14 protein-coding genes are annotated in these 20951 nt (G+C 36.9%); 6 read left to right on the plus strand and 8 right to left on the minus strand.

Annotated features, from left to right (window positions below; all coding sequences use genetic code 11):
* Positions 1-216 precede the first annotated feature (216 nt).
* A complete protein-coding gene (locus ACHRV5_RS08945) occupies positions 217-690 on the plus strand; it encodes a TspO/MBR family protein (protein WP_395426513.1) in 474 nt (157 codons plus the stop codon).
* A 194-nt stretch (positions 691-884) separates the two neighbouring features.
* On the opposite strand, the gene ACHRV5_RS08950 is transcribed toward ACHRV5_RS08945, so the two are convergent.
* Positions 885-2048, minus strand: coding sequence for a substrate-binding domain-containing protein (locus tag ACHRV5_RS08950; protein WP_395426514.1), 1164 nt, complete (start codon positions 2046-2048; stop codon positions 885-887).
* Positions 2049-2420: 372 nt separating this feature from the next.
* On the opposite strand from ACHRV5_RS08950, the gene ACHRV5_RS08955 reads away from it, so the two are divergent.
* The 5 genes from ACHRV5_RS08955 (at position 2421) to ACHRV5_RS08975 (ending at position 11999) form a co-directional block, all read left to right on the plus strand.
* Complete coding sequence (locus ACHRV5_RS08955; RefSeq protein WP_395426515.1) at positions 2421-5033, plus strand: glycosyl hydrolase 2 galactose-binding domain-containing protein; 2613 nt, start codon at positions 2421-2423, stop codon at positions 5031-5033.
* A 136-nt stretch (positions 5034-5169) separates the two neighbouring features.
* Positions 5170-6429, plus strand: a complete 1260-nt coding sequence (locus ACHRV5_RS08960) for an MFS transporter (protein WP_395426516.1) — start codon at positions 5170-5172, stop codon at positions 6427-6429.
* Between the two features lie 18 nt (positions 6430-6447).
* Positions 6448-7305 carry an ROK family protein gene (locus ACHRV5_RS08965; RefSeq protein ID WP_395426517.1) on the plus strand — a complete coding sequence of 286 codons (858 nt, stop codon included), beginning with the start codon at positions 6448-6450 and terminating at the stop codon, positions 7303-7305.
* Positions 7306-7386: 81 nt separating this feature from the next.
* Positions 7387-10428, plus strand: coding sequence for a SusC/RagA family TonB-linked outer membrane protein (locus ACHRV5_RS08970; protein ID WP_395426518.1), 3042 nt, complete (start codon positions 7387-7389; stop codon positions 10426-10428).
* Between the two features lie 11 nt (positions 10429-10439).
* Positions 10440-11999 (plus strand): RagB/SusD family nutrient uptake outer membrane protein, encoded by a 1560-nt coding sequence (locus ACHRV5_RS08975; RefSeq protein WP_395426519.1) that lies wholly within the window; start codon positions 10440-10442, stop codon positions 11997-11999.
* A gap of 313 nt (positions 12000-12312) precedes the next feature.
* Here ACHRV5_RS08975 and ACHRV5_RS08980 read toward each other — a convergent pair whose 3' ends face one another.
* From ACHRV5_RS08980 to ACHRV5_RS09010, 7 genes are all read right to left on the minus strand, one after another.
* Positions 12313-13038 (minus strand): hypothetical protein, encoded by a 726-nt coding sequence (locus ACHRV5_RS08980; RefSeq protein WP_395426521.1) that lies wholly within the window; start codon positions 13036-13038, stop codon positions 12313-12315.
* Between the two features lie 122 nt (positions 13039-13160).
* A complete protein-coding gene (locus tag ACHRV5_RS08985) occupies positions 13161-13832 on the minus strand; it encodes an MBL fold metallo-hydrolase (protein ID WP_395426522.1) in 672 nt (223 codons plus the stop codon).
* Between the two features lie 60 nt (positions 13833-13892).
* Complete coding sequence (locus ACHRV5_RS08990; protein ID WP_395426523.1) at positions 13893-14465, minus strand: Crp/Fnr family transcriptional regulator; 573 nt, start codon at positions 14463-14465, stop codon at positions 13893-13895.
* A gap of 10 nt (positions 14466-14475) precedes the next feature.
* Positions 14476-15684, minus strand: coding sequence for an NAD(P)/FAD-dependent oxidoreductase (locus ACHRV5_RS08995; RefSeq protein ID WP_395426524.1), 1209 nt, complete (start codon positions 15682-15684; stop codon positions 14476-14478).
* A 139-nt stretch (positions 15685-15823) separates the two neighbouring features.
* A complete protein-coding gene (locus tag ACHRV5_RS09000) occupies positions 15824-16501 on the minus strand; it encodes a glycerophosphodiester phosphodiesterase (protein WP_395426525.1) in 678 nt (225 codons plus the stop codon).
* Positions 16502-16817: 316 nt separating this feature from the next.
* On the minus strand, positions 16818-18680 hold the full coding sequence (locus tag ACHRV5_RS09005) for a glycoside hydrolase family 13 protein (RefSeq protein ID WP_395426526.1): 1863 nt from the start codon (positions 18678-18680) through the stop codon (positions 16818-16820).
* 154 nt (positions 18681-18834) lie between these two features.
* Positions 18835-20949, minus strand: coding sequence for a glycoside hydrolase family 97 protein (locus ACHRV5_RS09010; RefSeq protein WP_395426527.1), 2115 nt, complete (start codon positions 20947-20949; stop codon positions 18835-18837).
* Positions 20950-20951: the final 2 nt, after the last annotated feature.

The raw sequence follows: 20951 nt of genomic DNA on the forward strand, positions 1-20951 counted from the left end.
GTAAGAAAATATAAGGCAGCGCTTGGATTTTACTTTGCTTGTTTGGTTTATAGGGTTCAAAGCTCATTTCTTATTTGTTTGATGCTAAAAGTGGCATATTTAAACCATATAAGTGATGTGAGACAATATGAGGTAGCGCATAGACTTTCCTGAACTTACATCACTTATATGGTTTAAAGTCCATTTTTGTCTATTTTTGGCTTAAAATTAAATATAATGAATAAAATAGTCCGAATTGTAATTGCTTTAATGGTTTGTTTGTTAGTGGGTTATTCTGCCAGTACGGTTACAAGACCCAGTATTGAGACTTGGTATGTTACGCTTGTAAAACCAGCTTTTAATCCGCCCAATTGGATTTTCATGCCGGTTTGGACGTTTCTTTATGTTTTAATGGCGGTAGCAGCAGGATTGGTTTGGGATAAAATAAAAGAACAAAATCAAGAGGTGAAAACGGCTTTGGGTTTCTTTTTGATTCAATTGACGTTAAATGCGATTTGGTCGTATCTTTTCTTTGGATTGAAAAACCCAATGTTGGCTCTGATTGAGATTGCAGTTTTAGAATTGATGATTTATGAAACGTATTTGAAATTTATTAAAATCAACAAAACAGCGGGGTATTTATTAATTCCGTATATGGTTTGGGTTGCTTTTGCTGCGATTCTGAATGTCAGTATTTGGTGGTTGAATTGATGTTGTTTTTTGGTTCCTGTTTTTTTGTTTCAAGTTTCAGGTTTAATTTATTGTTCCCTTGATTAGTGTTTCAATAGTGTCTTTGCTTTTATTGATTTGCTCGATTGTATTTTTTATAAAATGGAAGCGTTTGAAAAAAGATGTTTTAGGTTCTTAAACTTTATACTATTAAGGTTTAGAAGACACTTTATTAATTATTTCAATTGCTTCAATTTTCGAAATTCTAAAGGATTAACCCCTTCGTGTCGGCTAAAATATCTCGAAAGATTTTTAATGTCCGTGTAGCCACAAACATCTGAAATCTCTGTGACAGACAGATCTGTTTCGATCAAAAGTTGTTTGACCTGTTTGATTCTTAGAGTATTGATTTCGTCCAGTATACTTCGTTTTAAAACCAATTGAAACCTTTTTTCTAAAACTCTTCTCGACAATGCGGTGGCTTTCACAACATCATCTACGGCAATTCTTTCTTTATAATTGTAATAGATAAAATGCAGCGCTTTGCTTATTTCTTTATCGTTTACCGCCAGAAAATCGGTTGATCTGCGGGTAATTATTTGTAAATGTTCTACCTGAATATCGTTGTAAATTCCTTCTTTATTTTGCATCATTTTACTAAGAAGCTGTGCTGTTTCGAAACCGGCTTTTTCAGTATTTAAAGAAATGCTCGACAAAGGAGGATCAGACAGATTGCAAATACTCAGATCATTGTCGACCCCAAGCACAGAGACTTGTTCGGGAACGTTGATACCAATGGCTTTACAGGCTTCGGTGACATGTTGCCCCTGATTATCATCGCAGGTCATGATGGCGATTGGTTTTGGTAAAGCTTTAAGCCAATCGGCAAGTTGTGATTCTTTGTAGCTCCATAGTGGCGGAGTTTCTTCTTTTTGATGTTGGTAGATGTGAACGTTACAATTGACTTCTTTCACTTTTTCGCAGAAACCTTCACATCGTTCACGTGACCAGACTATATTATCAAAGCCATAAAAAGCAAAATTCTTAAAGCCTTTTTCGATAAAATAAGAAGCGGCCATGTGTCCCGTTTCTTTATAAAGTCCGGTAATGTTTGGAATGCCGGCAAAACGTTCGTTAGTATCCTGCGCAATGATCGGAATGTTTAACGAAAGCAATTTTTCAAATACCTGTTCATTCTCAATTTGCGCTATAATGCCATTAGCACCCCAGGTTCTGGCCCACGAAATGGCATTTTTTAAATCCTTTTTATTTCCGCTTACAATTGGAATCCGGCAAAAGTTAAGCGGGCCAAATAGTCTGGAATATTTCGCAATTCCGTTTAAAAGCCCTCGGCCATATTCTTCAGAAAAGTTAACTAACAATAATACTTTGGGTGTCATTTTTATTAGATGTTAATTGGGATACAGTGCTTTACATTAAAATGAAATCTGAAAATAAGGACTAGTTTGCTTCGAATTTTGGAATAGTAAATATTCGCAAAATGAAGATTAATTATCGCAAATATACCATTATCAATTCAATTACAAGACTACTTTTGTTTTGTGGTTTTTAATTAAATGCTTAAAAATGTTTTAATTATTAGTTTTTTTAACCTTTTTTAGAAGCATTTAATTTGTTTTAGTGAAATATATCCTTTTTTGTTTTGTAGTAAAAAAATGATGAATTTAAATGACTAAGTCAGAAGACCAAAATGTTTCAAACTCTAAATGTTAACCAATAGTAATCTCCCTAATTAGATTAAAAGAAAAATTATGAAGAATATAAATTATACTAATGCTACTTTAATTTCATTTCTTTTTTGGGTAATGAGCAGCATGATGGCTGTAAATGCTCAAAATGTAAAATTCGAGCAACAATTAAAAGAAGGCTGGACTATAGCATCATCTGCCAAAATAAACAATTCGGGAGATAAGATTTCTGTAGCCGATTTTGATGTTTCAAAATGGTATACAACCACAGTTCCGTCAACGGTGATGGCTTCTTTAATTGCCAATAAAGAATACGCTGATATTTTTATGGGAGAAAACATCAGTAAAGTAGATACGACACGATTTAGAGTGCCTTGGTGGTATAGAAATGAATTTGTTATTGAAGACGCCTCAAAAAATACAGAATTGCAATTTGAAGGGATTAATTATCGGGCCAATGTTTGGCTGAATGGCAGTAAGATTGCTGCTGCAGACAGTTTGTTCGGAGGTTTCAGAATATTTACTTTAAACATTTCAAAACAGATAAAAAAGGGAAAGAATGTGCTTGCTGTTGAAGTTTTTCATCAAAAGCCGGATGAGCCCTCAATTGGTTTTGTCGATTGGGCACCTATGGCACCGGATCGCGAATTGGGACTTTGGAGACCTGTAAAGCTTAAAATTTCAGACAAAACAAGTCTGAATAACATCTTTGTGACCTCAAAAATTGATAAAAAAGAATACAAGAATGCAACATTGGAAATTTCGGCTGAGGCTGTAAACCATACCAACGAAGCGGTAGAAACACTTTTAAAAGGAAAAATTGAAAACATCACTTTCGAAAAGAAAGTAACACTTCAGCCTTATGAGAAGCGAATCATTGTTTTTAAATCTTCGGAATTTAAACAGTTGAATATTAAAAATCCACGTTTGTGGTGGACGTACGAATTAGGAAAACCAAACTTGTACACGTTGACGCTGTCTATTGAAACGAATAAAAAAGTTTCCTATTCAAAAGCTACTTCTTTCGGAATCCGTGAAGTGGAGGATTATATCACTGCAAAAGGGTACAGAGGTTATAAATTAAATGGTGTTGAAGTTCTGATTAAAGGCGGAGGCTGGGTCGATGGAATGTTCTTAAACGATACCGAAGAAAAAGTAAAAGCCCAATTAGAATACGTAAAACAAACTAACATGAACACGGTTAGGATGGAAGGTTTTTGGGGAAATAGCGAAAGAATTTACGAAATGGCCGATGAAATGGGACTTTTGATGATGGTAGGTTGGAGCTGTCAATGGGAATGGAAAGGGTACCTGGATAAACCGGAAGATGATTTTATGTCGATCAAAACTCCCGAAGACATGAATCTCATTATCAACTATACCCGCGATCACGTGAATTGGCTGCGAAACCATCCGAGTATTTTTGTCTGGGTAATGGGAAGTGATAAATTACCTCGTCCGGAATTGGAAGAAAAATACAACATTTTGTTTAAAGAAATTGATACTTCAAGGCCTCTTTTAATGTCTTGCAAAGGAATGGAAAGTACAATTTCGGGAAAAACGGGGGTAAAAATGAATGGTCCTTATGAATATGTAGCGCCCAATTATTGGTTTGTGGACACAGAGAACGGTGGTGCTTTTGGCTTTAACACCGAGACAGGGCCCGGGCCTCAGGTTCCTTCCCTTGAAGTTGTAAAAAGCATGATTCCCGAAGATAAATTATGGCCTATAAATACAACTTGGGATTTTCATTGTGGAAGAAATGAATTTCAAACCCTTGAGCGTTTCACAACGGCTTTCAATAACAGATACGGAATTCAAAATAATGTTGAAGATTTTACTTTTAAAAGTCAGGCCTCAAATTTAGAATCGATGCGTTCGATGTACGAAGCTTTTGCAATAAACAGAAGCAATACGACAGGAATCGTACAATGGATGTTTAACTCGCCGTGGCCAAAACTAATCTGGCAGTTTTGGGATTACAATCTCTTGCCAAATGCCGCTTTTTATGGAGCAAGATTAGGCGCGCGTCAGATAAATATTGCCTATAATTATGGTGATAACGCGGTTTATGTGAGCAATTTAAATCCGCAGAAAACTAAAAAATTGAAAGCTCAGGTCAAGGTATTTGATTTTGACGGAAAAGTAATTTTCGAAAAGGAAGAAACGGTTTCGGTTAATGGAAATGCTTCGCACAAAACGATCGCTTTACCGGATGATAAAGCATATTCAAAAATCTATTTTCTGAAAATGAATTTATCAGATGAGAATGGAAAATCAATTGCGGATAATTTTTATTGGTTGTCGACTAAAAAAGATGTATTCGATTTTAAAAAATCAGACTGGATACACACGCCCTTAATGGAATATGCTGACTTTAAAGATTTGGATAAATTGCCTAAAGTAAAAATAGCCGCTCAGCATACCATTAAAAAAGAAAAAGATAATTATGAGGTTACGGTGGAACTTAAAAACCCGTCAGCTGCTATCGCGTTTTTAATTGAGTTAAATATCGTTGGTGACCTTTCAGGGAAATCAATAGTTCCGGTTTTGTGGGACGATAACTATATCTCATTAGTACCAAAAGAAAGCAGGACAATAAAAGTCACTTTTCCGGTGGCTGCTTTAAAAGGCGAAAAACCCGTTTTTAGATACAAAGGCTGGAATGTAGACTAAAAACAGCAAGATCATTTCTGTAAATAGTGAAGTACAGCTATTTAAAATAAAGCGAATAAGAAATCCAAAATAAGGCTTTTTTATTCAAAGGGAAGACGCATGCCTAAATCTAACTTTTTAATTAATAAACAAACAAATGAAAACGAGTAAGTTAACAGTAGGATTGGTGTTTTTGACCTTTTTTGTTATTTCTTTTCTGACTAACATTATGGGGCCATTGATTCCTGATATTATCAATAGTTATCATTTATCATTGGGTATGGTTGGTTTTCTTCCGTTTTCGTTTTTTGCGGCTTATGGTGTAATGTCAACCTCAGCAGGTGTTTTGCTTGAGAAATACCGAGAGAAAAAAGTAATGGCGTTTTCCTTTTTGATAGCCGCAGTAGGTTCACTCTTGTTCGGATTGTTTCCTTATTATGCTATGGCTTTGGTTTCGTTGTTTTTAATAGGGATTGGGATGGCCGCTTTGCAAGTAGCCATTAATCCCTTGTTAAGAGTCTCAGGAGGTGAAGAACATTTTGCTTTCAATTCGGTAATGGCGCAATTGTTTTTTGGATTGGCTTCCTTTTTAAGTCCGCTGGTTTACAGTTATCTGGTGACCAACATCAAACATGACCGAACAAATGCAAACGAGTTTCTGGAAATGCTCTCAAAACTGGTTCCCAATACTCTGAATTGGGTTTCCTTATACTGGATTTTTGCTTTAACAGCACTCACTATGGCCGTTATTATTTTGCTTTTTAAATTCCCGAAAGTTGAGTTAGAGGAAGACGAAAAAGCAGGAACCTGGAGCGTTTACAAAGATTTGCTTAAAAACAAAACAGTGCTTCTTTTCTTCTTTGGAACTTTTGCTTACGTAGGCACAGAACAGGGAATCGCCAATTGGATGTCAAAATTTCTAAGCGATTATCATCAATATTCCCCTCAGACGATTGGTGCCGAAGCGGTGGCTTATTTCTGGGGACTTTTAACGGCAGGCTGTATTCTGGGATTGCTTTTGCTAAAATTCTTAGACAGTCGTAAAGTGCTTATTTTGTTTGCCACAGGCGCTATTATAAGTCTGACTCTTGCGCTGTTTGGTACCGCACAGGTTTCACTTTACGCATTTCCACTCTCCGGTTTTGCCCTTTCGGTAATGTGGTCAGTCGTTTTTTCATTGGCATTAAACTCTCTTAAAAATAATCATGGAGCCTTCTCGGGTATTTTATGTACCGGTATTGTAGGCGGAGCAGTTATGTCGTTACTAATCGGGAAACTGGGCGATATAATTGGGTTGCGTTATGCCATGACGGTTTTGTATGGTACGCTCGGATATATTCTCAGTATTGGTTTTTGGGCTAAACCATTGGTAAATAATGCTATAATAAATGTAAAGAAAACAAAAGAAAATCAATAATTATATAAAGTTGTAAAAATGTCGGAAAGAAAAATTATAGGCGTTGACATGGGAGGAACAAAAATTCACACCAGCCTTATTTTAGGGAATGAAATAATTTCCGAATGTCTGTTAAATACACCCGCCAAAGAATCTGAACAAATAGTTTTAGACCGATTAATAGAAGCCATAGAACAAGTTTATCAGCCCGATTGTGAAGGCATTGGTATTGGAGTGCCAAGTGTAGTAGACTGGAAAGAAGGTATTGTATACGATGTAGTTGCAATACCATCCTGGAAAGAAGTTCACTTGAAAAAAATACTCGAGAATCATTTTAAAATTCCGGTGTATGTGAATAATGATTCGAATTGTTTTGCCTTAGGCGAAAATTTCTTCGGAAAAGGAAGGAACGCTACAAACTTTGTCGGAGTGACTATCGGAACGGGGCTTGGCAGCGGAATCATTATCGAAAACAAACTGTATCAAGGAGTAAACACCGGAGCCGGAGAAATAGGAAGCATCTCTTATAAGGATGGAATTATCGAGCAATATTGCGCCAGCGGGTTTTTTACTTCCCGCGGATTAGATGGAGAAAAACTCTATTTGGAAGCCAAAAATGGCGATCAAAAAGCATTGGAAGTTTTTAAGGATTACGGAAAAAACCTGGCTGAGGTTATCAAAATAGTTTTATACGCCTACGATCCTGAAACCATAATTCTGGGTGGATCCATAAGTAATTCATATGAGTTTTTTATTGATGCCGTTTGGCAGGGACTTGAGGATTTTATGTTTCCTGTTGAATTAAAGAAACTCAAAATAGAAAAATCACAACTTAAAAACAGTGCCGTTTTAGGGGCTGCTGCACTGGTTTACAATTTTAATAGTGTAACAGCATAAGGACTGCACAAAAACAGTTGAAAACCATTTGAATAGAACTAACAAACAAAGACCAAAATTATTAACTAAAACAGTATTACAATGAAAAATAGTCTACAAAAAGGCTTACTGGTTATTTTAACCATGCTATGTACTAGCTTGATGTATTCGCAGGAAGTGTCAGGGCTGGTTTCGGATTCAAATGGGCCGCTCCCTGGTGTTTCGATTATAGTAAAAGGAAGCAAAAATGAAGCTCAAACCGATTTTGATGGAAGATTTACAATTAAAAACGTAGGGAAAGGTGCAGTCTTAATCTTTAGTTACATAGGTCTTAAAAACCAAGAAGTAAACGTAGGGGACAAAACCAAGATAAATGTAACGATGGCGCAAGACCGCAGCGAGTTAAATGAAGTGGTGGTAGTGGGTTACGGAACCGCAAAAAAGAAAGATTTAACAGGGGCGGTGGACGTACTTTCGTCTAAGGATTTTGATGGAGTTTCAAATACTTCACCGGCTTTATTGTTAAGAGGTAAAGTAGCGGGCGTACAAGTTACACAAACCAGCGGAGAGCCGGGTTCTGCCGTAACCATTCGGGTGCGAGGTTCTTCTTCTGTACGTTCGGGTAACGGACCTTTGATTGTGGTAGACGGTGTTCCGTTAAGCGGTGGAGACGTATCGGCAGAAGGGGCTGATTTACTGGGAACCTCTTCGGCGAAAAATCCTTTAAATTTTATAAATGAAGCAGATATCGAGTCTATTTCGGTCTTAAAAGATGCTTCGTCTACCGCCATATACGGTGCTCGTGGCGCAAATGGTGTGATTGTAATTACGACCAAAAAAGGAAAATCTAATGTTCCTGAATTCAACTTTAGTACCTCAACTCAGTTTAGTACAAAAGCAGGGAATTTTGGTGTCATGAATGCGAATCAGTTTGTGGCAGCCAGTAAAGCAGCCGGAGCACCTTCTATACCGGCAGATCCTGTGACAGGGACTCCACAAATTAATAATCAGGATTTTGGAGGAAGAAATTACAATTGGCAAGACGCTGTATTGCAGAAAGGAATAGCAATAAACAATACTTTATCTTTCAATTCGGCAAGCGAAAATTCGAGTACGAGAGTTTCTTTTTCTACAAGCAATAATAAAGGAATTGTAAAAAACACCGGTTTGGATAAGTACACCGTTTCGTTTTTCAACTCCAATAATTTTTTCGATAAAATACTAAAAGTAGATACAAAATTGCTTTATGCGAGCATAAACGACGAAACGACTTTAATTACAAACAACGCGAGTTACATTGGGAATGTTATTGGTGCAGCTTTATATTGGAATCCGACGCGACCAATTTACAATGCCGATGGACATTATAATGTGGTAAGCGAAACCTACCTGAATCCGGTACAATTATTAGACTCTTATAAAGATTATACAAACACCAATAAATTATTAGGAAGCATTAATGCGGTACTTCGATTAGGAAGTCACTTTAAATACAATTTCCTATTCGGGGTTGAAACTTCGGGCTCTACCAGAAAAAGTCAAATTTTGCCAACCATGCAAATTCAGGGAGATGCATTCTTCGGAACCGTTCCGGGATCAGATCCTGTTATTACGAAATACGGTACAGCCTCGATTCAGGGAATCACCAATTTCAATAAAACTTTTGAGAACAACTTAAATTATACCAATAAATTTAGTGACAATTTTAATGTGAATGCCTTAGTCGGCTATTCGTATTATTACTACCTCGCCAGTGGTTTTGTAACTTCCGGGAAAGGATATGATTTGGCCCAAACCAATTTAATAGATAATATTGAAGGCGGACTACAGAATGAGTTTAGATCGAGTTCTTTTAAAAATGTTTCGGAGTTACAATCCTTTTATGCCAGAGCTGATGCTACTTTCTTTAAACAATATGTGCTTACTGCCACAGTTCGTACAGACGGTTCTACCAAATTGGGTGCCAACAACAAATACGGAACATTTCCGTCGATTGGTTTTGCCGATAATTTATTCGAAAATAAAGAAGGACTGCTTAATAATTTAAAAATCAGAGCCAACTGGGGGATTACAGGAAATCAGGAGTTTGCTCCAAATTCAGCAATCGGAAGAGCCAGTTACGGGAATAACGGAAATTTAAATATCGATTCGAATGCCAACGATGATCTAAAATGGGAAACGACAGAATCATGGGGTATCGGAACTGATTTTACTTTGCTAAAAAATAGATTAACAGGTAGTCTGGATTACTTTTACAGAGATACTAAAGATTTAATTTTCCCTGTTCCGCAAGCCTCAACACAACCGGGGCCCAATACACCACGTAACAAAAATTTACCCGGAAATCTAATCAATCAGGGAGTTGAAATTAGTCTGGATTACAAAATAATTGAGACGGAAAATATCTCTTGGGAAATTTCAGCCAATGCTTCATTCCTGAAAAACGAAATGAAAAACTTCAGAGGTACTGTGGGAACCGGTGGTTTAAATGGCCAGGGATTAGACGGTGCTTATACACAAGTAATCACCAATAATAAACCGCTTTATTCTTATTATCTGTACGATTTTAAAGGATATGATGCTACGGGCAATTCTATTTATACCAATGCCGCAGGACAGCCAGTCGGACTTGGAGAGGCTTCTAAACAATTATTAGACAAACAACCTTTACCAAAATTAAATTATGGTTTCTCTTCTACCTTCAGATACAAAGGATTTGATGCCGTAGTTTCCTTTTACGGGGTAGCAGGAAATTATATTTACGACAATACACAAAATGCTTATTTCTTTAAAGGCGCCTTTTTAGGAGGTCGAAATGTTACCGAGAAAGCCGCTTATTCGGAGCAAGCGCAAGGAGATCCAAACTCCCCTTCGACGAAATTTTTGCAAAAAGGAGATTTTTTGAGAATGGGTGAATTAACATTTGGATACACTTTTACCGGAGCTTTAATTGAACGAATGAAATGTAAAAATGTACGCATTTATGCAAACGGTTCCAACTTATTATTGTTTACCAATTACACAGGATTTGATCCCGAAGTAGATATCAATAAACAAGTTAACGGAGTTCCTTCTGCTGGTATGGATTATCTGGCCTACCCAAGATCAAAAGGCATCGCTTTTGGACTTAACGTAACATTTTAATTTTAAAAATTATGAAAACTAAAAATATTATAAAAAGTATCTTTTTCGCCAGTACATTGTTTTTAGGTGTTAGCTGTACGAATTTGAATGAAGAAGTTTTAGACGGAACCCTCACCGGAGGAGATAATACTCCTGTTAATACCGCCGCTTTGTTGCGAACCGCTTATCAGGGATTAAGAAATTTTCAGGTACAAGAGCAAATGCATACCCTTAACGAAATGTCTACTGATGCCTTAGTCGGTCCCACAAGAGGAGGAGACTGGGATGATAATGGTACCTGGAGACAATTTCATGCACTTACATGGACGCCCGATAATGTCGAAATCAGAAATGCCTGGAACAGTTTGTTGGCAAGTGTGTACGATTGTAATACGATAATCGAAAAGTCTAAGAATCCTTCCGAAATTGTTCAGGCGCGTTTTTTAAGAGCCTTCTTTTATTACAATGTTTTGGATTTATACGGACAAACTCCGTACAGAGAACCGGGATCTCCGCTAACAAATGACCCTAAAGTATGGACCAGAGCACAGGCAACCGATTTTGTAATTACCGAATTAGAGGCTATTTTAAATGATTTACCGGAACGTGTTGCGGGAGATGCAAGTATAGTCAATAGTGATGCAGGTCATTTTTTATTGGCTAAAATTTATTTGAATATCGGGGTTTTCAAAGCAGCAAATCCAGCTGGTCCATATATTTTTGAAGCCGCAAATATGAATAAGGTTATTGCTCATGTAGAAGCCATAAAAAGTAGTTTAGCCGCTTCGTATTGGGATAATTTTGTTCCGGAAAATAACACTTCGCCTGAGATTTTATTCTCTTCAAAAAATGTATTGGGTGATGGAGGAGCGCTTGGTGATTACTGGCGATACGGGATGCATTACAATCAAACACCGGACGGCTACAATGGTTTTTGTACAGTAGGAGAATATTACGATCGATTTAATGCCGCAGACGAACGTCGCCAGCATTCGACTCCTGAAATTATCGCGCATTTCGGGAACCCAATCGGATTTCAATTTGGACAAATGTATGCTCCTGAGACAACCGATGAGGTTACAGGAGTAATTACACCGGGAGGAACAATTCCTTTAAAAGACAGAAACGGAAACCTTTTGTTTTTTACCAAAGAAGTACAACTAATTCTCTCGGGACCAACGATTGAAACTGCCGGAATCAGAACTCAAAAATACCAACCCGATGTTAATAATTTAGACAATCCTGAAAATGACTTTATCTTAATGCGTTATGCCGATGCTTTGTTAATGGAAGCCGAAGCCGTTCTTAGAGGCGGTTCCGCATCAGGCAATGGTTCTGCTCAGGATATTTTGGATAAGTTGGCTGTTCGTACAGGAGTTCCGGCCCCAACAGCAACACTCCAAAATGTCTATTTTGAAAGAGGAAGAGAATTATGGTGGGAAGGATGGAGAAGAAATGATATGATTCGTTTTGGAACTTTTCTCGGTGCCAGAGAATTGAAAAAGAATACGTCTTCAGAGAAATATCTGTTGTATTGTCTCCCGTCAGATGCCCTGTTTAATTTGAATTTAAAGCAAAATCCAGGGTATTAAACGTATATTTTCATGTTTAGCAAATTCGGTATGCAGAACCTTCTGGTTAAAAGGTTTTGTATATCGAATTTGTGTTTTAATCTATTGGCTGCAATTCATTTTAACACCTAGAGACATAGCCAACAAAGCTTGAAAAAGACCTTGCAGGAAAACCACAATGCATCAATCAGTACTTAAAAATCGAATTCAGGTCTTAAATTAATAGGTGAAAAATTTATGATTTTTCTTGAAATTTCTCCAATTGAAAAATAAAAATCTATGTCTCTATGTGTTAAAAAAAATTTAGCTAAATTACGCCCATCACGTGGTTTTATTAATTTTTAACGCCAGACTTTAGTTTTTTAAATTCTTCGTTTTTAGCATACAAAAAATCCATTGTGGTTAAGATATTGCTGTGTTCTAAAAGGGTTTTAGACTTTGGGTCAGCATCACAAAACTCGAGATATAAAGGAACTTCTTCGGCGTTTAATTTCAGCTCTTTAGTAAAAAAATCAGGAGGGCAGGTTTTGGTAATTAGTTTCTTAAAATCATTTTGATTTCGATTGTCTTTTTTTGGTTTTCCATTTCCAAACGGAATTGCCAAGGACATTCCGTTGGCTATTGTTCCGTCTTTATAACCGGGAATGGTTCGGGTTAGATCGTTGGCTCTTTTAAAAATATCTATTTTGTTGATAGCATCCGGATCGTATTTGATTTTATCAAACTTTATGTTGGTGATGACTATTTCGTTTAACTCTTCCGGTTTGACAACCATATTGACAAGAAGATTGTTTTCAGCAATAGTTGCCTTAGTTATCTTTAGTCTTGTAAAAAAGTAAGCACTGGAAAAAAACAATAAACTATCTCTCACTTTTACAGCAATAGAAAACTCTCCCAAATCATTTGTCGTTGTACTGGTCTTCGCCGTTTTATTAATGACTTCTACTTTTCCGAGCGGTTTATTGTTAGAAAGAACTTTTCCATGAAGTAACTTATCAGATTGAGAAATGGAAAGTTGATAGGTGAAAAAAGAAATTGTGGTAAGTAATTTTACTTTCATAAAAGGTTAGTTTGATGAAAGTAAAATTATTAGAATTGTCTTAATGAAAACTTATGAAAGACGTAAAGTCTTGTTAATTGATCTGGAAATCAAGAGTGACATCTTTTCCCTGTTTCATAAATTTAAAGGAATGTTTTTTCTGTAAACTTTTCTAGTTCTCCATTATTTATTAAAACCGGTCCATGACCAAAACAGAGTGTTTTAGGTTTTAAAGCGGCTAATTTTAGAATAGACTTTCTGTTTAGTTCTTGATCAGTCGTAAATAAACCGAGAGGTTCATGTAACCCAACTATTGTGGTTAATAAATTCATATTCGTCAAAACATCTCCAACGATCAGCAGACCATCTTTTTCTCTGAAAAAAGAAAGATGTCCGCTAGAATGCCCCGGAGTTTCAATTACTGTAAATCCGGCAATAGAATCTCCTTCTTTTAAGGTTTGCGATATGGAATGCCCTTCTCCCGCCCAGAATTTTTGTTGAAATTTCGGAATCAAATGTTTGGGATTTGGATATTCAAAAGTAACATTTCCGTTTTCTGCGGCTGTTTTTTCTAATTCGCTGCACCAAAGTGGAATGCTTAACGTTTCACAAATCGTTTTACTGCTTCCCTGATGGTCGGCATGAGCATGCGTCAGTACATGTTTGGTTACCGTGTGGTTTTTTAGAGCGTTTAAAATAATTCCGGCAGAGCTTTTAATTCCGGCATCAACAAGAACGTCTCCTATCAGATAACAATTAATCGCATTTCGTGGAAATAGGGGAATCTGGTAAACGTCTTTGGCTATAGTCTTCATCTTTTCAAATTTTATAGAAGCAAAGATTTGAATTCAGCCCTTAAATTCTCTTGACAAATGTTAAGAAATGCTTTGCCTGATCCGGCTTAAAGATTCCGCCGTGATTCCTAAAAAAGAAGCAACATGAATTAAAGGTGTTCTTTGAATGATTTTGGGGTGAGCGGTTTCAAGAAAAGTCAGGTATTTTTCTTTTGCAGGAATCATTTGAAGTTTTAGTATTCGATCGGCCATACAGAGATAGTTTTGCTCCGCGAGAATTCTGCCGACACGTTCCCAATTTGGAATTGCAGCATATAAATACTGCATTTTTTCATAATTTATAGAAAGAACTTCACATTCTTCAAGGCAATGAATATTCTCGTAAGACGGAGTCTGGTTGATGAAACTGGAGTAAGAAGAAATAAAACCATTATCGCAGCTTAAATAAGTAGTGATCTCTTTTCCATCTTTTAAATAATAGGTACGGGCTAATCCGTTACTAATGAAGAAAATTCTGTTGCTGATTTTTCCAATAGAAGAGAGATATGTTTTAGCATCAAATTTTTCATATTCAAAACAAGAAAGAATCTTTTCTATTTCCTTTTCTGTAAAGGAAGCAATCGAAAGAATTTGTTCTTTTAAGGAAGATTCCATAGCTCTAAAACTAAATACTATTAGCTAAAATAAACCCGCTTGTCCAGGCATTCTGAAAGTTAAATCCACCTGTAATGGCATCGATATTTACGATCTCTCCGGCAAAATAAAGATTCTGATGTAACTTACTTTCCATAGTTTTAAAGTTGATTTCTTTTAAGTCAATTCCACCCGCGGTTACAAACTCTTCTTTAAAAGTACTTTTTCCGTTGACTTGAAATTTTGCTTTGGTAAGTTGTGAAGCTAAATTTTGCAATTGAATTTTAGATAAATCCGCCCATTTGGTTTCCGCGTCAATTGCTGAGGCTAAGACGAAACTTTCCCATAAACGATTTGGAAAATCAAAGGGTGATTTTTTAGAAACGGCTTTTTTAGCGTGCTCTTGTTTTAAGTCTTTTAGTATTTTTTCCGCATCTTCAGTGTCCACGTCATTAAGCCAATTGACAAAAATGGTGAACTGATAATTTTTATCGAACAAAGTTCTCGCTCCCCAAGCAGAAAGTTTCAGGATTGCAGGGCCGCTCATTCCCCAATGGGTAATTAACAAAGGACCAGTTGATTCGAGTTTGGTATCTTTTACGGTTACGGTTACCTGAGCTGCCACTCCGGGTAATTCTTTGATACGGGAATCTTTAATATTAAAAGTAAATAGGGAAGGTACCGGACTCACGATCGCGTGACCTTGTGTTTGCAACATTTCCCATATTTTTGGATTGCTGCCGGTGGCAAGAATTAATTTTTCTGCGGCGTAATTTTCGTTCTGTGTATCAATTTTCCAATGCTTTTCACTTTTAAAAATGGATTGTACGCTCTGACCAATTAATACTTTTATGCCTAATTTTTCGGTTGCTTTTAAGAAACAATCGATAATAGTTTGCGAAGAATTTGAAACGGGAAACATCCTGCCATCGTCTTCGATTTTTAATTCAACACCATGTTTTTCGAACCATTCAATGGTGTCTCCCGAGCAAAATTGATGAAAAGGGCCACGTAGTTCTTTTTCACCACGCGGGTAAAATTTAACTAATTCATTCGGTTCAAAACAAGCGTGCGTCACATTGCATCTTCCGCCACCGGAAACGCGAACTTTAGAGAGTACTTCTTTTCCTCTTTCTAAAATAGCAATTTTTAGTTTTGGGTTTTTCTCTGCGATATTAATAGCGGTAAAAAATCCTGCTGCACCTCCGCCAACGATTATTATGTCGAAATTTTTGATCATATTATTTTTTTTGCCACGAATTGCTCGAATTAGCACGAATTTTTGATTTTGTGGGTTCTTTTTTTGCCACAGATTAAAAGGATTAACACAGATTTTGAAATCCTTCCAATCCTTATTAATCTGTGGCAAAATTAAAGCATTATATTTTATCAGGGAAATCGCTGATGATTCCGTCTACATGGTAACTTTTTATTTTTTGAATGTCTTTTGCCTCATTGACTGTCCACGGTAAAACCCAAAAACCTTTTTCTTGTATTTGTCTTGTGTTTTCCTGATTTAGCAGCTGGTAATCCGGATGAATGGCGCATGCTTTTATGGATTCGGCGAAAGTCAAAGCGGTATCAAGATCAGTTTCGGTTAGAACTCCAATAAGGATTTTTGAATCTAAATGATGCACTTCCTGTAAGGCATTCCAATCAAAACTCGAAACAATAAAGTGTTCGTAATTCCAGCTTTTTTCAGAAATGTATTGGTGAATTAAAGCGACCACTTTAGCTGATGTATCCGCATTTTTTAATTCTATATTAATCAGACATTTTTTGTCGATCAGATCAAAAACCTCGTTTAAGGTTGGGATTTCGTATTGGTCAGCGATCAAAAAAGACTTTAATTCGGATAAAGATAGGGTGTTTACAAAACCTTTCCCGTTGGTCATTTTGTCGATGGTTTCGTCATGCATGACTATTAAATGGCCATCAAGGCTGAGGTGAACGTCGAGTTCAATTCCGTCTGCCTTTAGGTCTAATGCTTTCTGAAATGCTTTTAAAGTGTTTTCGGGTTCGTAGCCTTTGGCACCGCGATGGGCTATTTTTAGCATCTTTTTTAGTTTAACCGCAAAGTTCGTGATTTTTGAGTTCGTAATCTTTGTGTAAAGTAAAAAATTAACCGCAAGGTTCGCAAAGTTTAATTATAGCATTACGACGGTTCTCTTTTAATTTTATGCCTAATTTTTTTGCACGCAGATTTAGCAGATTGCACAGATTTTTTATAAAAGGTAAATAAGATCAGCCTAATCTGCTAAATCTGCGTGCAAAAGAAAATCTTTGCGAACCTTATGTCTAATTTTTTAATCGCAAAGTAAAGACAAGGGGCGCAAAGAAAAAAAACTTTGCGCCCCTTGTGGTTAAGGTAAGTTACTCTAACTCTAAAACAACAGCCGATTTAGGCTCTAAAGTAATTTCAGAAGTTAAATCAAATGTTTTTTCGGTAATAACATCTTTTCCGGACTTATAGTTTTTGATGTTTTCTTTAAAACGATCGGTTTTAATAGTCTGTGGTTTCGCATTGTTATTAAAAACAACCATTACCGTTTTAGTAGCTGTATATCTAAAGTAAACATAGATATTATTCTCCGGAATATAATGGGTCATTTTTCCGAAATGAACGGCCTCATTCGATTTTCTCCAGTTGAATAATTTAGAGGTAAAATCGAAATATTGTGCCTGCAGTTCTGTTCTTCCTTCTTTGGTAAAAGCATTGTTTTTGTCACCAATCCACCCACCCGGGAAGTCCTGACGAATGCCACCGTCACCCTTGCTTTTATCACCGCCCATTCCGATTTCTGAACCGTAATACAATTGTGGAATTCCACGAACGGTAGCCAGTAGTGTCATGACCAATTTGTATTTTGCCACATCATATTTGTAACCATCATTGATGCGGTTGGTGTCGTGGTTTTCGGCAAAAACCAAAATGTTATTCGGGTTTGGGTACAGGTAATCTAAAGCAAAATTGTTGTAGAATTTGATCATTCCATTGTCCCAGGTCGCTTCATCTTCATTAAAAGCCGAACCAATCTGATCCTGTAACGTAAAATCCATTACACTTGGTAAATTCGAATTGTAGTTTTGAATAGCCCCAATTTTACTGTCTTTTTGCCAATAGGCCAATTGCGCCTGATTGTGCATCCAGATTTCACCCACAATATTAAAGTTTGGATACTCATCGGTAACCGATTTTGCCCAATTTGCCATAGCTGTTGGATCAGAATAATTGTAAGTGTCTACTCTGAATCCGTCCAGATTGGCGTATTCAATCCACCAGATGGCATTTTGAGTCAGGTATTTTGCTACTAATGGATTTCTTAAATTCAAATCCGGCATGGAAGGAACAAACCATCCGTCAAGACAGATTTCTTTGTCCGTTTTTGAAGCATGTATGTCGGTAATTACTTCACGACGGTGATGTGTTTGTGCATAATTATCGATTCTGTTGAACCATGATTTTGTTGGTAAATCCTGCATCATCCAATGGGTGATTCCCCAGTGATTGGTTACATAATCCATCACCAGTTTCATATTTTTTTTATGCATTTCGGCAGCTAAACGAACGTAATCTTCATTGGTTCCGTAACGCGGATCTATTTTGTAAACATCAGATTGAGCGTAGGTATGATACGAATGTTGTTTGTCGTTGTCTTCGTTTAGAGGGGTATTCCAGATTGTAGTTGCGCCCAGAGAAGCGATGTAATCTAAGTTTTTGATGATTCCTTCGATATCGCCACCATGGCGTCCACTTGGATCTTTGCGGTTTTCTTTATCCGTTAAAGAAGCATTGTTGTCGTTTTTAGGATTCCCGTTGGCAAAACGATCCGGCATGATTAGGTAGATCATGTCAGAGGCATCGTAGCTTTTTCTGTCGGCCGAATTGGCTCTTCTTTCTTTAAGGGAATATTTTTGGGTGAAAGCGACTTTGTTTTTCATTTTAAAAGAAAAAATCAATTCAGAAGCTTTGAGATTTTGTGTGTCAATGGTAAGGAAAACGTAGTTCGGGTTTTCTGTTTTTTCTACATTTTTAATGACAACATTGTTTGAAACGGAGGCTTCGTATTGTGCAATATTTTTACCGTAGAACATAATTTGTAATTCCGGATTTTTCATTCCTGCATACCAAAAAGGCGGTTCTACTTTTTGAATCTGTGCTTTCGCGGAAGCGGAAAATAAGAGAACAAGTAGCGTTATTCTATGGATCGATTGGTTTATTTTTTTAATGCTCATAATTTATAAGTTTTTTTGTTTTGTCCATTCGAGCGAAGTCGAGAACTATTGCTGCATCTCGACTTCGCTCGATGTGACAAAATTAGATGTGACAGAAAAGGGATTCTAAAAAAAAAGACAAGTAATTCTGGGGGAAATCACTTGTCTTTAGAAATTATTTAGTTTCGATAATGCTTATGGCATAACCTCCACCGGGAGCAGACAACTGCGATAATTTTGATTTGCTTGTTACACTAATTTTTTTGATCGTGTAAGCTTGTGGATTTGTTTTGTAATGTGCGTCTTTTGCATCAGCATAAATTGTAGCGGTATATTTTTTACCTTTTTCAAGGAAGCTGAAATCAATGTTGGATGTACGAGACGTTTCACCGTTTACATTTCCAACGAACCAGTTGTTTGTTCCTTTTGCTTTACGGGCAACGGTAATAAAATCTCCCGGTTCAGCTTCAATATATTTACTCTCAGACCAATCTACAGCAACATCTTTGATGAATTGGAAAGCATCAGGGAAATGATCATAGTTTTCCGGAGTATCTGCTGCCATTTGCAACGGGCTGTACATGGTAACATACAAAGCCAATTGATTGGCGATGGTGCTGTTTACATGAGATTTGTTGTCCGGATTCATTTTACTGATATCCATTTCGAAGATTCCCGGCGTGTAATCCATTGGACCACCAATTAAACGTGTAAAAGGTAAAACGGTAACGTGATTGGGTTTAGAACCTCCAAAAGCTTGGTATTCTGTTCCTCTTGCGGCTTCGTTTCCGATTAAGTTCGGGTAAGTTCTGCAAATTCCGGTTGGACGAACTGCTTCGTGCGCATTGACCATAATTTTATAATCAGCTGCTTTTTCGATAGCATATTGATAGTGGTTGACAATCCATTGATCGTAATGATTTTCACCACGAGGTAAAATGTCTCCAACATAACCGCTTTTTACGGCATCGTAACCGTTGTCTTTCATGAATTGGTATGCTTTGTCCATATGGCGCTCGTAGTTACGAACAGATCCTGAAGTCTCATGGTGCATGATAATTTTCACCCCTTTAGATTTGGCATATTCGTGTAAACCTTTCACATCAAAATCCGGGTAAGGCGTTACAAAGTCAAAAACATAATCTTTAGAATGACCAAACCAGTCTTCCCAGCCTTCATTCCAGCCTTCAACCAAAACAGCGTCGAAACCATTTTTAGCAGCAAAATCAATGTATTTTTTTACGTTGGTATTGGTAGCTCCATGTGTACCGTTTGGTTTTGCTTTTGAAAAATCAGAAACACCCAATTGTACCGTTGGGAAGTCGTTGGTGTACGACCAAGAACTTTTACCTGTAATCATTTCCCACCAAACTCCGATATATTTTACGGGTTTAATCCATGAAGTATCATCAATTTTGGAAGGATCATTTAGGTTCAAAGTCATTTTTGAAGCTAAGATTTCTCTCGCATCATCGCTTACCATAATCGTTCTCCATGGCGAATGACTTGGTGCTTGCATATAACCTTTATCGCCCTTTGCATCCGGGGTTAACCAAGATTCGAAAATCATGTTTTTATCATCCAGATTCAAATGCATACACGAATAATTAATCAAAGCCGCTTCGTGTAAATTGATGTAGATTCCATCATTTGTTTTTAGCATCAATGAAGTTTGTACACCAGTTGGCGAAAATGATTTTTGCGAAACATTTGCGGTATACGCTTTTTCAGAAAGACCTCTGATTTCAGACAATTTCGATTTGGTATAATCGTATTCCTGAGTATCGTAATCTCCCGGAATCCAAAAAGCAGTGTGGTCACCCGCCATTGCAAATTGAGTTCTCTCTTCTTTAATGATAAAGTAAGTAAGGTTTTTTTGCGTTGGGAATTCATAGCGAAATCCTAAACCATCATCAAATAAACGGAAACGAATCACGATTTGACGGTCTGTTCCTTTTTGATTTAAAGTAACAGCCAATTCATTGTAATGATTTCTAATCTGATCTACTTCTCCCCAAACCGGTTTCCAGTTTTCGTCAAAAGTGGTTGTTTTGGAATCCGCAATTGTAAAATCGTTCAGTAAAGATTTTTGGTCCCCTTTCAGTTCAAGTCCAAGTTTACTGGTTTTTACAACTTCTTTATTTTTGTACTTTAAATTATAAGTTGGCGTTCCGTCATTTTGAAGCGAAAATTCCATTACAAATTTTCCTTCAGGTGATTTTAATTGTTGCGCTTGGGCTACTGTGCTAAATGCAAACAGTAGGAAACTTGCAAGAAATAATTTCTTCATGA

It is taken from the genome of Flavobacterium sp. FlaQc-52, from assembly GCF_044007495.1.
GTDB classification, from domain to species: domain Bacteria; phylum Bacteroidota; class Bacteroidia; order Flavobacteriales; family Flavobacteriaceae; genus Flavobacterium; species Flavobacterium cupriresistens.

Coding starts and splice junctions, on each gene's coding strand:
- ACHRV5_RS08985 (WP_395426522.1), bottom strand. CDS start 13,832: ATGAAGACTATAGCCAAAGACGTTTACCAGATTCCCCTATTTCCACGA.
- ACHRV5_RS09005 (WP_395426526.1), bottom strand. CDS start 18,680: ATGAGCATTAAAAAAATAAACCAATCGATCCATAGAATAACGCTACTT.
- ACHRV5_RS09000 (WP_395426525.1), bottom strand. CDS start 16,501: ATGCTAAAAATAGCCCATCGCGGTGCCAAAGGCTACGAACCCGAAAAC.
- ACHRV5_RS08970 (WP_395426518.1), top strand. CDS start 7,387: ATGAAAAATAGTCTACAAAAAGGCTTACTGGTTATTTTAACCATGCTA.
- ACHRV5_RS08950 (WP_395426514.1), bottom strand. CDS start 2,048: ATGACACCCAAAGTATTATTGTTAGTTAACTTTTCTGAAGAATATGGC.
- ACHRV5_RS08975 (WP_395426519.1), top strand. CDS start 10,440: ATGAAAACTAAAAATATTATAAAAAGTATCTTTTTCGCCAGTACATTG.
- ACHRV5_RS08995 (WP_395426524.1), bottom strand. CDS start 15,684: ATGATCAAAAATTTCGACATAATAATCGTTGGCGGAGGTGCAGCAGGA.
- ACHRV5_RS08955 (WP_395426515.1), top strand. CDS start 2,421: ATGAAGAATATAAATTATACTAATGCTACTTTAATTTCATTTCTTTTT.
- ACHRV5_RS09010 (WP_395426527.1), bottom strand. CDS start 20,949: ATGAAGAAATTATTTCTTGCAAGTTTCCTACTGTTTGCATTTAGCACA.
- ACHRV5_RS08945 (WP_395426513.1), top strand. CDS start 217: ATGAATAAAATAGTCCGAATTGTAATTGCTTTAATGGTTTGTTTGTTA.
- ACHRV5_RS08980 (WP_395426521.1), bottom strand. CDS start 13,038: ATGAAAGTAAAATTACTTACCACAATTTCTTTTTTCACCTATCAACTT.
- ACHRV5_RS08990 (WP_395426523.1), bottom strand. CDS start 14,465: ATGGAATCTTCCTTAAAAGAACAAATTCTTTCGATTGCTTCCTTTACA.
- ACHRV5_RS08960 (WP_395426516.1), top strand. CDS start 5,170: ATGAAAACGAGTAAGTTAACAGTAGGATTGGTGTTTTTGACCTTTTTT.
- ACHRV5_RS08965 (WP_395426517.1), top strand. CDS start 6,448: ATGTCGGAAAGAAAAATTATAGGCGTTGACATGGGAGGAACAAAAATT.